12 protein-coding genes are annotated in these 12,795 nt (G+C 63.9%); 7 read left to right on the top strand and 5 right to left on the bottom strand.

Annotation, left to right across the window (positions count from 1 at the left end):
• Nucleotides 1-178 precede the first annotated feature (178 nt).
• Entirely contained in the window at nucleotides 179-982 is an 804-nt protein-coding gene (locus R0232_RS42275; protein ID WP_431513337.1) for an autoinducer binding domain-containing protein, read from the bottom strand.
• An 892-nt stretch (nucleotides 983-1,874) separates the two neighbouring features.
• Nucleotides 1,875-2,642 carry an SOS response-associated peptidase gene (locus R0232_RS42270; protein ID WP_431513336.1) on the bottom strand — a complete coding sequence of 256 codons (768 nt, stop codon included), beginning with the start codon at nucleotides 2,640-2,642 and terminating at the stop codon, nucleotides 1,875-1,877.
• A 91-nt stretch (nucleotides 2,643-2,733) separates the two neighbouring features.
• Between R0232_RS42270 and R0232_RS42265 the strand changes: the two genes are divergently transcribed.
• The 4 genes from R0232_RS42265 (at nucleotide 2,734) to R0232_RS42250 (ending at nucleotide 4,288) form a co-directional block, all read left to right on the top strand.
• Nucleotides 2,734-3,207 carry a hypothetical protein gene (locus R0232_RS42265; RefSeq protein WP_431513335.1) on the top strand — a complete coding sequence of 158 codons (474 nt, stop codon included), beginning with the start codon at nucleotides 2,734-2,736 and terminating at the stop codon, nucleotides 3,205-3,207.
• Nucleotides 3,208-3,482: 275 nt separating this feature from the next.
• On the top strand, nucleotides 3,483-3,848 hold the full coding sequence (locus tag R0232_RS42260; RefSeq protein ID WP_395344897.1) for a hypothetical protein: 366 nt from the start codon (nucleotides 3,483-3,485) through the stop codon (nucleotides 3,846-3,848).
• 1 nt (nucleotide 3,849) lies between these two features.
• Nucleotides 3,850-4,086 (top strand): hypothetical protein, encoded by a 237-nt coding sequence (locus tag R0232_RS42255; protein ID WP_431513334.1) that lies wholly within the window; start codon nucleotides 3,850-3,852, stop codon nucleotides 4,084-4,086.
• The gene (locus R0232_RS42250; protein ID WP_422098457.1) at nucleotides 4,073-4,288 is read left to right on the top strand and encodes a hypothetical protein; all 216 of its coding nucleotides are present in this window, start codon (nucleotides 4,073-4,075) and stop codon (nucleotides 4,286-4,288) included. Before R0232_RS42255 ends, R0232_RS42250 begins: the two co-directional genes overlap by 14 nt.
• Nucleotides 4,289-4,974: 686 nt before the next feature.
• On the opposite strand, the gene R0232_RS42245 is transcribed toward R0232_RS42250, so the two are convergent.
• Nucleotides 4,975-5,271: a hypothetical protein gene (locus tag R0232_RS42245; protein WP_431513333.1), complete on the bottom strand. Its 297-nt coding sequence runs from the start codon at nucleotides 5,269-5,271 to the stop codon at nucleotides 4,975-4,977.
• A gap of 742 nt (nucleotides 5,272-6,013) precedes the next feature.
• On the opposite strand from R0232_RS42245, the gene R0232_RS42240 reads away from it, so the two are divergent.
• From R0232_RS42240 to R0232_RS42230, 3 genes are all read left to right on the top strand, one after another.
• The gene (locus R0232_RS42240; RefSeq protein ID WP_431513332.1) at nucleotides 6,014-6,523 is read left to right on the top strand and encodes a hypothetical protein; all 510 of its coding nucleotides are present in this window, start codon (nucleotides 6,014-6,016) and stop codon (nucleotides 6,521-6,523) included.
• Between the two features lie 806 nt (nucleotides 6,524-7,329).
• Nucleotides 7,330-7,743: a hypothetical protein gene (locus R0232_RS42235; protein ID WP_208509554.1), complete on the top strand. Its 414-nt coding sequence runs from the start codon at nucleotides 7,330-7,332 to the stop codon at nucleotides 7,741-7,743.
• A 415-nt stretch (nucleotides 7,744-8,158) separates the two neighbouring features.
• Nucleotides 8,159-8,728 (top strand): sugar O-acetyltransferase, encoded by a 570-nt coding sequence (locus R0232_RS42230; protein WP_431513331.1) that lies wholly within the window; start codon nucleotides 8,159-8,161, stop codon nucleotides 8,726-8,728.
• Nucleotides 8,729-9,174: 446 nt separating this feature from the next.
• Here R0232_RS42230 and R0232_RS42225 read toward each other — a convergent pair whose 3' ends face one another.
• A complete protein-coding gene (locus tag R0232_RS42225; RefSeq protein ID WP_431513330.1) occupies nucleotides 9,175-11,406 on the bottom strand; it encodes a YadA family autotransporter adhesin in 2,232 nt (743 codons plus the stop codon).
• Nucleotides 11,361-12,011, bottom strand: coding sequence for a hypothetical protein (locus R0232_RS42220; protein WP_431513329.1), 651 nt, complete (start codon nucleotides 12,009-12,011; stop codon nucleotides 11,361-11,363). The genes R0232_RS42225 and R0232_RS42220 overlap by 46 nt, the downstream gene beginning before the upstream one ends.
• Between the last annotated feature and the right edge of the window lie 784 nt (nucleotides 12,012-12,795).

Genomic DNA, 12,795 nt, shown 5'->3' with positions numbered 1-12,795 from the left:
GTGCAGCCTTACTCACACACTGAGACCCAAACCTCTGGCGGAGTTCATCGGAAACGGCTCTCGTTACCGACGAGGGAATGCCCTGAACGAGGCTTTGCGACAGGAGTTTCCAAAGCACGCTGAGAGCTTCATGCAATCGGGAAATCGCGCAGCGGATCTGTTCTAGCTTGCCCTGCCATCAAACGAGAAGACCTTTGCTCACGACGCGGGCGATAGCGGCTACCTTGTTTGCCACGGACAGCTTCTCGATCACCTTCTTCATGTGGAACTTGATCGTGTTGGGGGAGACCTCCAGGAGGATGCCGGCTTCTTCGGAAGTTTTGCCATCCGCAGTCCAACGCAGCACCTCGAGCTCTCGGTCTGACAGGAGCGGAAAGTTGTCAGGCTCGTCCCTTCGAACCTGAGCCGACAAGTGCCGGTGGGCGGCATCGGCGAGCAAGTGGAGCCGGTAGCCGAGGATTGAAAGTTCGGAGGATGTGAGCTTTTCGTGGGAGCGAGCGACTGTCAGCATGCCTACGCAACCATCAGCATCGAAGAACGATTGAGCCCATCCATAGCGCAAACCGCTCTCTCGCGCCTCGTCCCAGAACTGTGGGGCGCTCCTGAAGAGTTCGGTGCTCCAGATTAGCGGTGCATGGGATCGCAAGCCGTGCGCTACGCTTGGGTCGATGCCCAGATAACCCGCCTCCTGGTAGCGCTGCTGCCAAGCCGCGCTGTAGTTGTTGATCATGCGCGTCTTAGGGCGCGTGAACGAGTCAAAAATTCTGGCGCCGTAGGCGCAACGTTCGAAGCCAAGCCGTCGCGCATATCGCGCGATCACGTCGAACTTGGCCTGTAGGTTGTTGGCACGGACCAGCGCCCTCTCCATGTTCAGGAAGAATTCGAAAGGTGAGGCAAAGTCCTCATTCACTCGGGGCTTGCAGAGCCGAAGGCTGCCGCCTGGGCGTCGCTCAAGGAATGGCGGATTTCTTTTCTTGCGCATGAATGGTTTCCTTATCGAATGTGATGCCGGGCTTTTTTATGACGTGCTGCAGTGGGCCCGTTGCTTTCTCGGTTCACTCGAGCGCAGTCTAGAAAGGACGTTCTCGCAACAAAGCGACAAAACTTCCACCCTTTCCGCCAATGCTTAAGCGCGTGCCACTCGTCGAACAGTTGCCCTGCGCAAGATGAATTCCTTTGTACGACGGACGAGGAGGAGGTAGGCGGGAAAGCTGATATCCACGTGACAGAAAGGCCCTCGTCGCAGCGAACCGGGCGAAGCAAGCGCATCACGCCATGCTTTTTTTAGGGCTCTGGCCCATCGGCACTGCACGAGTCCCAGCAACAAATGCGCTGGATCAGCCGGGACGCTCAAACAATCGCTGAACCAGTTCGCATCGGAGGAACACGCGACACGGAAATGCGCTAACGCCGTGCGTGCTCATGAACCATCGCTTCGTGCTCCGCGCCACGCCTGGAGTTGGCGAATCTTCGCCAACTTGCCCAGCGCCTTTCACCATGCTGGGCACGGACGTTGGTGCATGACATCCAAAGGCTCGGAAATACTTACGCGACTCGCACGGTCCGCACAAGTACGCACGCCACCGCTCCCTGCTCACATCCTCGATGTGAGGAAGTCTGCTCCTACCAGCCCGACGCGATGGGTGATACCGAGCATGGGGGTGGCGAACCAGTCAGGCAGAGCGATCACAGTCGTTGAGGCTGTCGCTGCTACCGCGGCCGCATAGCTCCGAAGCTCAGCACCGATGTGTTGCTTTGCCTGGCACGCTGCGGTCGCACCGAGTACCCGCTGGACTCCGTATCTCGAATGCCATCAACTGGGCAGTAGCCCGGCCCTCGGCTCGTCGGTTTCCGCCATGGGCCGCGGTGGAAGCTCAGCCTTCTTCCGAGGATTCGACTTCTCGCTGTTGACCTGCCTCGGCCGCCTCGGGCACGGTCGGCGCCGGTGCGGCGTCGATCAGGTGAACGGGGATGAGTTCGACCATCTCTCGGGCCTCCTGCGGTGAGCAGGTGAGCCAGCGGTCAATGTCGTGCTCCTCGATGGCGACGACCGAGCGCTTGTCTTGCACCTCGAGTGGCCTCTTTGTCGCCTTGTCGACCTCTGGCTTGTGCATCCTGGCCATGATCGGGTGGAGGTTGGCGTTGATCGTGATCATGGTGAAGCTCTCCCACATCTCACCGGTCTCGCGGTCCAGCCAGGGGCTCCACAGGCCCGCGAGCGCCCAAGGACGGCCGTCCGTGCGTTTGAAGCGCCACCACACGTTGGCGCCAGTTTCCCAGCAGGGCTCATCGAAGCTGTCGGCGAGGATTACGCACCGCCGGCTGTGGGCCCATGCATCCTTGAAGGTCGGCTTCTTCTCGATCCCATCGAACCGGGCGTTGTAGGTCGACAGCCGCTTGGACTTCGTCTCGCCTCTTCGCGGCTTGTTTTGGGGGATATGGCTCGGCGAGTGCGCTGGGATCAGCCCCCATTGCCCTGCTACCAACTCACGCGCGTACTCGGTCCGCTCGCGATCACGGCGGATGAAGACGCCGGTGGAGAGCGGCCGCATGCTGCGCATCCAGCGCTCCGCGCTGCGCGCGCCGATGTACCAGGCAGCCTCGATTTCGCGGTCTCCGGGGGTGATGTAGCGGGTGCACATGGCTTGGCTGAATTCTGCGCTCGGGAACCCATTGACGGTCGGGTTGGGACGGGTCGATACTGTATTTTCATACAGTTATTGGAGATTATCCATGGACATCACCCCGCCCCTGCCCGGCGCCGAGTCGGCGCCCGACAACCCCGTTTCTAATGGGGAGTTCATCCGCCTTGCGACGCGACGGGACGCCAAGCGCGATTGGACCCGGCGCTTCAGCGACGAGTACCAGCGCCTGCATCAGGGCCGCGTCGACATCGAATACCTGACGTTCGAAGCCCATGCGGTGTACCCCTTCCTGAGCCATCGGCCTCCCGAGGAGTGTGCGCGTCAGCGCTTCGGCTTCGACACGGGCGCGGACCGCTTCGAAGTCCAAGCGGAGCAGAAATTCCGCACCCTGGCCGGCAACATCGGCCTGATCGACCACGGGCAGCCGCTTCCGGAGGATCTCAAGGAATTTGCGCACGGCGTCGCGGAGTTGTGCGCAGCCTCCGCGGAGCAGTACCGCCATCCGCGAGACGGCAGCGCTGGCGATCACATCCGGGCGACCTTCTGTGCGCTGCCCTTTTGATGGACAAGTTGGCGCCTTCTCCGTGTCTGCGAACCCGACGGCCGGCCTGAAGGGCTGCGTCGTTCCAAGCAGTCCACACTCGCCACCGCTTGGCGGGTGTTCCTTTCGACGCGAGCGATCCGTCGTTTGCCGCTGGCGCGGCGCGAGCGGGCGGGCGTCGCTGCTTCGCGATCGCAGTGAGGGCCTCATTGCCCCGCGGCCCTCCGTGATGACCTCAACCTCCTGCATCGACAACCGGACCACACAGAAGGCACAAAGCCTTGACTGGATGCGCCATGAACAACACTGAACTTTTTGAGGTCGAGGCGGCAGTCGACGCGCCGCTGAATTTCGACATCCTGCTGCAGCCGCACCGCGTTGCCTTCATTGCCAAGCTCCTGGACTACCCGCACGCCACGGCCGATGTCGTGCGTGTGTCCGAGCAGCGCTTCACGCGTGAACTCGAGCGCCAACTCGGCGAGGATGTGGTGCCGGCGCTGCGTGCCTACCAAAACGCCTACGAGTCCAGCGGCGCGGACCTCACGAAGGACGAGTTGGCGCTGGCGCAGCGCTGGGCCAAGGCCTATGACGCCGCACGAACCGCGGGCTTCCGAGATCTCGGGGACACCGACGAGGCGTTCTTCGAAGTCCGGCCGGTTTGAAGTGGACATCCAGGCCGAGTACGCGGCCATGGCCAGACGGGCCGGCGAACTGGCGCCGGACGAGCCGCTGCGCCCTACCCTGCTTGAATTTGCCGAACTTGTGGTCAGCATGTGTGCCGAAATCGGCCAACACTATGGTGACTGGGACCGCAACGCTGGCGATCACATCCGGGCGGTCATGTACGACGTGCCCGGTCTTCTCCCCCCACCTCGACAATCGCCGGATGAGCCAAGCTGATTTTTTCCTGTCCGAGACCTCCGTGCTGGTCACACCCGTCTGGTACAGCGACGAGGTGCAAGACATGCGCGAGCTGCCGATGGCGCCGGGCGACTACAAGGTGACGCCTGGTGCGCGCTGGTCAGTCACGTCGCTCAAGGACGGTGCGACGGTTTACGAGGGTATCGGTCCTGTGGTGATTCGACGCGCCAACGGCGCGTGATCCTTCGAGTCGACGTGTCTCTTCGGGATTGAAAAGCTTGTTGCGCAAGAGGACCAGGTGAGGGCAGCGCCTGCTTCGATACATCCATCCTCTCATCGTCGCGACGGGGAAGCGGCACCGCTTGCAGCGTGGACGACCTCGTCTTGAGCCGCAAGCTACGTTCCGGGACGTGGCCGCCAGCCAGGGTAGGCACCAGCACTGCGCTGGCCAGGCGGCATTCAGCCCATGGAGGATTTCTACCGGCTTGTCATCAGGCGACAGCGGCTTCGCGCTCGAGCTTGGGCTTGTCGGAGGACGGGGCTGCGGCTTGCGCCAGGCCGGACGCACACGCGATCCGGCGTCGATAGATTGGCGAGGGTGCTCGAGCGGCCAAGCGTGATCGAGGCGCCCGCTACCCTTCCGACGATCGGACTGCGCTCACTCAGACCGCGGTCGATGTTGCGCTGCGCGAGCGCGGCCCTTTGCGATCTCTACTGGTGGGAAGTGGGGGGAACGCTTCCTTGCGGAGTTCGCAGCCTGACGAGACGACTACTCAGTGTTGGTGGCGATTCAGTACTGCCGTTCGGGCCTCCTCGGCGCAACGTCGACGCGCGAACGGCGTGCATTCTGAGAGTTGAATCTCTTGGCGGCATTGCGCCGCATCCACGCTGACCTGCCGACGCCCTCAGGCTCGTGGAAGTTAGCCTTCACCCTTCGATGTTCCGAAGGAAAATAGCAGCGAGCATCGCCGCAGCCCGCTCGTCGCTCGCGAGGTCCTCAACGGACAGGCAGGGTTCATCGTCGTGCGAGAGATCGCGAACTTCAACGACGTACTTCAGCACCAGGTCTTGGTCGGTCATGGCCTCTCCGCTTTTCCCAAGAAGCCACCGGTTCACCTCCTCCCGAGAAGCCACGTGGAACACGGCACGGACTGGACGCGACACGCGCACGCGGTCGTCCAACTGCCTTGGCAAATCGAAAACTTGCGAGATGGTGTCTGTCATGGGCAACCTCACCGGAGGGCGTTTCCGGCTGGTCCAAACGGTCATGCACGCGAGGCGCACTTCTTCCGCCGGGCCCAGCCCGCGCATCGAGACAATGTAATCATTTGGTTGCAATGCTAAGCCCAGTGAAACAAAATGCAATCAAATCACAGGTGCTGCGCCTCGCGACCGGCATCAAGGGAAGAAAAGCGCGCCATGTGTGATGCGCCTCACCATGGCCACGACAAGCGAGGGACTCGTCACGCTTGCCGGCAGCGATGGACGCAACTCTTTTCTCTGCAAACATGTCGTTCTTTTCCGCCTGCGACTGCACTGCCAATCACCTGGGACGCGTGGAGCGACGAGGGTGGATGCGCTTGTTCTCTCAGCGTCGCTTGTATCAGTGCTCGAGCTGCCGAAAGCTGCAGCTGCTCCCGGAAGAGGCAGTCAACCCGGGCCAAGGCGGAATACGCTTCGCGCGAAGCCATGCCGAATCGACGTCCGCGATCCGCGGCGGCTTGATCGTCCAGGCTGGCAGGTTTTGCCAGCGTAACGCTGGGAGTGAGTGCTTACCGGCCGTAACCCTCGCATTGCGTGCTGGTACTGGCCCGGAGATGTGCCTTGGGCCAAGTCACGCTGGATCGACACGAGGCCGCTACGATTCTGAGCGGCTGCGCCCAGCAGCCCAAAGAGGCACTCCGGGCAGGGTTGGTGTTCCGCGCGATCGCAGGCCTTCCCCCTGCCCGCCCATCCGACGCGCAGCATGACCATTTTTGGATTTGTCCCGGCCCTCGCAGCGTTGTTCGCTCTGACTATGGTCGAGCCTTCGCCAGCGTCGGCCCAAGGCTTCGACCTCGCGGCGCAGGTCCGCGAGAAGGCGGCACTGGCCGTGTCCCAGTTCCAGGCGCGCGCCGGAGGACGGCTCGATTACTCCGAGCAGAGTCTGGCCACCGTGGAGGAGATGCTGGCGGAGGCATCTCAATATGCCAAGGAGATGCCGGCTGCGGATGTGAAGGCCTTGGTCGAACTGCTGGGGTCTTACATCCTCGAAGTCGGGCGTCGACAGCACGGTGGCACCTACCAGTGGCATGAAGCTCGGTCGCAACCCGTCTTGGTCGTCGGGCCACCGAAGTTCAGCGTGGCGATGATGACGTTCGACAAGGTTCGGGGGCGACTTTCGGGTGACCCGGCAGACAACATCGTTTTCTTCTACGAGGGGTTTTCCGAGCGAGCCAAGACCGCCTCGCCGGGCACGAACGCCCTCAATATCTGAGCCAGCGACGAACTCCACCGGTTTGTGCCGCGAGCCCGCCGCGTCCGGTAGGGCGTCGACACGACACGCTGGTCGCAGCCCGTTCAGCGCCCATGGTCCGGGGAATCCAGTCAATTCGCCATAGGCAGTGGCTCGCATTTCGGCCGCCTCCTGCTGAGGACGCAGGCGTCGACGGCCTCTTTCCTCATGGACAGGTCTCGCCGAAAGAGCTGCCAATGTTGTCTTGGGAGGCGATTTACGAAGGTGTTTCGCCGCCAATTTGATCCCGCCGCGAAGTTCGGCATGTTTGCGCGCCATGAACCCCTGGTTTGTGTTCTTGGCGGCTCGATGCGACAGCCGACCTCCGCAGGCAATCGTTCGATTGCTCGCCTTGTCGAGCACCCTGCCGGCTGTTTGAACGTCAACGAGCCCGTGATGCGCCGCATTCTTTTGAGTTAGTGCTCACCTGGTTCTACTCCCCGATGCCCGATCCGGCGCGCTTGTTCCAGCCTCAAGCAGCGATCGCCTCGTCCGCTTACATCCGCGCGTCCGGCACGAAGTGTTCCTCCGCTTGTAGCCTGGAGGGAGATGACGTCCGACGGGCGAATGCGGCGAGTGACATCGCGCCGAACCAATTCGGCATCGTCGGCCAGTTGTGGGGGATGAATGCGCGGCGGCGGTTGTGCGAGCAGTTCGGTTGTCGCGACCCACTACGCACGCCAAGCGGCCCTCAAAACGTCTTGCGGTTCGGCTGGCTTAGGATCTGGTCCAGATCTGATATCACCCGGTCGCGAAGTGCTATGCCGCACGCTGAGGACGCCGAATCCATGCTCCGTTACACAACCATCCAGTTCGGTGTTCCGTCGACCGACACTGCTGACATCGGCCACGTCGACAACGCTGAAGCAGCCATCACGCTGATCAGATCCGTTGATTGGCGCAATGTCATGGGCGCGTGGCACGAAACCCAGGAAGGGCCGTTGCCAGCCATCGTTTTTCAGGCTCCGGCTGCCAAGGCCGAGTTGCGCGTGAGTCATGTGCCGATGGATGCAGCGCCGTACGATCAGCTGCACTTCGTGCAGATTGAGAAGACCGGCTGGCTCCGCTCACGAAAGATCACCGTCACCGCAGAGGTGCATTCTCAGTCTCTGCTCGCGCAATGCCTCGCCGAGTGGGAAGCCGGACGCTGGGAGTCGCTCGTGCAGCTCTTGCGCGACCAGGGAGTGAACGTGCTTGACTGAGGTCGTGCCGACTCCCATCAGGGGAGGCTCATTCCACCGCGATCCTGCCGGGCCGCGGGTCAGACAACCTGATTTGAGAGGTGGCCGGCGGGCATGAAAGCGCCTGCACCCGGCAGGCAACCGCGATGGCCACGCGTGGTACGCATCGCTAGGGCTTCGCCCAGACGCTTGTTCCTTTTGGGGGCGCCGACTTTTTGCGCGCTTTTAGGCAGGCCTTTGAGTACTTCGGGAAGGGGCCAGGCGCACAGGGAGATGTTCGCGCCCTTAACGCCGAGATGAAGGCTGTCCTCTCCTTCGATCGGCCGGTTGACTGCGCCCGGGCTCCTACACCAACAGCTGCTCCGGGCGCTTAGGCTTGCCTTCAGCCGGCCATGGCCTGCATGGCTGGCGCGACCGACGACATGGAGTGCCTTCGATGAAATCCGAGAAACAGAAGATGCTGGCCGGCGAGCTTTATGACGCGGGCGACGCCGAGCTTCAGGGTGACCTGGCGGCGACCCGGGAGTGGCTGGTGCGCTACAACGCCGCGCTGGGCATGGCCACCGCCGATCGACGCGTGCTGCTGGCCGAGCGGCTGGGCTCGGTGGGAGATGGCTCGACGATCCGGCCGCCCTTTCACTGCGACTATGGCTTCAACATCCATCTTGGATCGGGCGCGTTCCTCAACTTCGGCTGTGTCATCCTGGATGTGGTGGAAGTCCACATCGGGGACAAGACGCAAATCGGGCCCAACGTGCAGATCCTGACCGCGGACCACCCGCGCACCGCTGCGGAACGCGAGACCGGCCTCGAGTTCGGCCGCCCTATTCGGATCGGGCGCAACGTGTGGATCGGGGGCGGCGCCATTCTGTTGCCCGGCATCACGGTGGGCGATGACGCGGTCATCGGAGCCGGGAGCGTGGTCACGCGCGACGTGCCTCAAGGCGCGACGGTGGTCGGGAACCCCGCGCGCATCAAAGCCCAAGCCTCGCCCTCTCGCTCATAGCCCTGGCGGGCATCCGGTGGTCGAGTGCATTCGCAACCGATGCCATGACTGCGGCTTTGCGCAAAGCCAGAACGGTCACGGGTGCACGTCGTCTCGAAACGCAGGCCGCTACTGCGGAGCGACACCGCCCTCCGCCAACTTGCCATCAAACTTTTCTCAGCCCGCGCGAGAGTCCGCCGAGGGCACTCTATCGTGCCGGCTGGGCGCGGCACGATGCGACCTGAATCCAGAACCGGCCTCAAGCCGTCATTGCATCAGTCTTCGCAAAGCAGCATCAACGTCTCGTTGTCGCTGGGACTGCACCTTCGCGCCCCTCTTCTCCCGTTTGGGGGCATGCGATTGGTATGTGGCCATCTTTGCAGGCGCTCTACCAACCATGATGGAGCAGTGAGTCACGGCGAGACGGTGTCGCATGCAAGACGCACTGCGACACCGTCAAGCATTGCTTACCAGGCGTAGCCGACCTGCACCCGCGTGGCCACGTGGTTGGCGCTGCCGCTGGTTCCGGTCGACACGCCCAGCCCGAGGTTCAGGCGCTCGCTGACCTGGTAACCGAACGCCATGCCCAGCGCGGAGGCGCCCGCGTAGTTGCCGACCGCGGCGCCCACCCAGCGCTGTCCGGGCGCGAGCATGGGGATGCTGGGCATGGCCAGCGCCGAAGCGATGCCCTGAGCGGCGAAGCTGCGGAGCTCGTTGGTCGCGGTGGCGACGGCTTGCTGCATCTGGCCGACGTTGACGGCATCGCTGGGCAGCACGCCCGGCGCGACGTTGGTGATGGTGCGTGCGAGCCCGGTGGCCTGGTTGCCCACCGACACGCTGTTGTCGCGCGTGGCGACCGACCCCTGGCCCAGTGCCACGGCATTGCGGCCGGTGGCGAGCGTGTTGGCGCCGAGCGCGACCGAATCGTTGCCGAGGGCCTGGGCGTTGTTGCCGACCGCGGTGGTCGGATCGGCCAGCGCGCGCGCGCCCGCGCCGATGGCGACCGAGCCCGCATGGCTGGCCTGCGCGCCGTTGCCGACCGCCACGGTGTCGTTGCCGTTGGCCTGCGCATTCGGGCCGAAGGCGGTGGCGCCCTGGCCAGTGGCGCTCGCGCCCGTGCCGCAAGTGACGTTGCCGCCCGAGAAGCTGCACAGCCCGTTCGAGAACGCCTGATTCATGAGCGTCTGCAGTGCCATGACCTGCTGGCTGGTGAAGTTGTTCGCGCTGGTGATCGCGCCTTGCTGGGCCTGCTGCACTTGGCCCACATTGGCCGCATCGGTGAGCGCCGCGCCGGCACGCACGTTGCTGATGGTCGAGCCTGCGCCGCCGTTGGCGTTGAGTTGCAGGTTGGTTCCGCCGGCGCTGTATTGCGCCGAGTTGTTGGCCACGCCCAGGGCGGTGTTCGCAGTCGTCTGAGCTGCGCCTGCAGCTGCAACGCCTGTGTTGGCCGTCGTTTGTGCCGCGGCGGCCGCGCTTACTGCGGTGTTCGCAGTCGTCTGTGCGTTGGCAGCCGCAGCCACGCCTGTGTTTGCCGTCGCCTGCGCAGCCGCAGCAGCAGCGACGCCCGCGTTGGCAGTCGTCTGCGCAGCGGCAGCCGCGGCCACGCCCGTATTCGCCGTCGTCTGCGCGGCCGCAGCAGCGGCAACACCGGCGTCAGCCGTGGTCTGTGCGTTGGCAGCCGCGCCTAGAGCCGTGTTCGCGGTTGTTTGGGCATTGGCAGCAGCGGCCACGCCTGCGTTGGCCGTCGTTTGTGCGTTGGCAGCCGCGCTCACCGCCGTGTTGGCTGTGGTCTGTGCGTTGGCGGCCGCGGCAACCCCGCTGTTCGCCGTCGTCTGTGCAGCGGCGGCAGCGGCAACGCCCGAATTCGCGGTCGTTTGCGCGTTGCCGGCTGCAGCGAGGGCGTTGTTCGCGGTGTTGTTGGCCGTGTTTCCCACGCCGAGAGCCACGCCAGCCAGGTTGTTGGCCGTGTTGGCTGTCTGCTGGGCACCGAAGGCTGCCTTGTCTGCCGTCATGGCGGCAGCAAACGCGCTGTCGGCAGTGGACTGCGCGTTGGTGGCGGCGCCCTGAGCTTTGCTTGCCGTCGCCTGTGCGGTATTCGCGCTGGACTGCGCCACCCCTGCCGCCGCCGACGCGCCTTGCGCGGTGCTCAGCGCATTGTTTGCCGTATTGTTCGCCGTATTGCCAACGCCGAGGGCCACACCGGCGAGGTTGCTGGCGGAGTTGGCTGTCTGCTGCGCGATGAACGCGGCCTTGTCAGCCGCTTGCGCCGCTGAAACAGCGCCGTCAGCGGTACTTTGTGCATTGCCGGCCGCGCCCAGCGCTTTGCTGGCGGTGGCCTGGGCGTTGTCCGCGGCAGCTTGCGCCGTGCCTGCTGCCGTCGTTGCTGCCTGCGCCGTGCTCAGCGCATTGGTGGCCGTGGTCTGAGCCTTGTTGCCGACGTCCAGTGCAGTGCCCGCAATGGAGTTTGCTGCGTTTGCAGACTGCTGGGCTGCATTGGCATCTTTGCCCGCCTGAACCGCAATTGCCGACGCAAATTCAGCTGTGGCCTTCGCCTCGTTCGCGGTCTGCTGCACGCTGAACAACTGACCGCCAGTGACGGCGTCCGTGCTGCCACTGGCAATGTTTCCTGATGCGACATTGGTGATGCTACGGGTCACACCATTGCCACCAACCGACACGGTGTTGGCTGCGCTGGCCACGGAGCCGGCCCCCAAGGCAACGCTGTTGGTCGCAGCCGCAGTGACTTGGCTGCCGGCGCCCAACGCAACGCCGCTGGCCGCCGCAGCGCTTGCACCGGTTTGCGTTCCAGACGCACCGCCAATCGCCATGCTCGATTCGCCCGAAGCGACTGCACCTTGTCTTCCGCCGGACGCACTTCCGATCGCGATTGCCGACGCGCCGTCAGCCTGCGCGCCAGATGCAAAGCTGCCGCTACCCACAGCAATAGATCCTGTACCAGCAGCAGCAGCACCTGCACCGCCAGCGGCCGCTGTTCGACCAGACGAACCTCCGGCACCCGAGCCCCCCGCGCCAATGGCCGTCGCTCCAGCGCCACTTGCCACGGCACCGGCTCCTCCGTTGCCGCCGGTTCCGCCGGTAGTTGCATCGCCACCTTTGCCTCCGGTGCCGATCGCCGTCGTGCCCAGCCCGCTTGCGGTCGCGCCTGCACCCCCAAGTCCGGCGGTTGCCCCATTGCTAGCAGAGCCGCCTGTGCCACCAGCACCGATCGCTGAAGCGTTGGATCCAGCGCTTGAGCCGCTGCCACCTGCGCCACCGTGCCCGCCTGAAGTTGCAGATCCTCCATTGCCCCCGGCGCCTATGGAAGTCGCAGCATCCCCAGCCACAACAGCCGCGGAACCGCCCGCGCCAGCGGTGCCGCCGCTATTTGAGCCGCCAGCAGTACCGGCTGCCCCCAAATTCAGATTGGCGCCAAAGGCAGTGCTGGAAGCCAGCAGAACGGTGAGAACGGCGGATGCGGCAGCGGTGCGGCGGAACTTCGAATTAGTCATGTCTCTTCGGTTGTAAATGTTTCAAAAAGATACATCATAAAACACATACATAGAACTTTGGCGCTAATCGGAGGACAGCTGTGAGGAAAAACACAGAGAACCTTCTCTGCCCTGCCGCAGCGCCCGTGTGCCTGTGGTTCGGAACCACAGCTGGTCAATGACAGCTAGCGAGCCTTGGCTTAAAGGGCTGTGGCGTGCTGCTGACGGGCGCGCGGGTGCATTGCCAGTCCGCGGGATGTGTTGGGGGAAGCCTCGCGTCACGAGGGCGCTTGCGCGTGGAGCGACCAGCTATAAGGTCGACAGCACAGGCAACGCTCAGAATTGGCTGGGGTCTTGATCCACGGTTGGCTCGACGAAGAAGAGCTGGTGAGCGTGGGGGGCCTTTTGCGCGCGCGGACCGGCTTGGGCACAAAAAACACCGGTCGAGAACCCGCAGGCGGTCCTGACTGTGGCGCGCTGTGCGCCGGTCAGGTAGCGCTTATAGCGAAATGAACGTTGGTCCGATGCTGAGTGCATGGGTTGACGGGCGTTAGGTGACTACTGCCTGTCCTGATCACTGGCCACCGGGGCTCGGACCCG

Source organism: Variovorax sp. DAIF25, assembly GCF_050711835.1.
Taxonomy (GTDB): domain Bacteria; phylum Pseudomonadota; class Gammaproteobacteria; order Burkholderiales; family Burkholderiaceae_C; genus Variovorax.
Note: the sequence above shows the minus strand (reverse complement) of the source record. Positions and strands in the feature narration are given on the sequence as shown.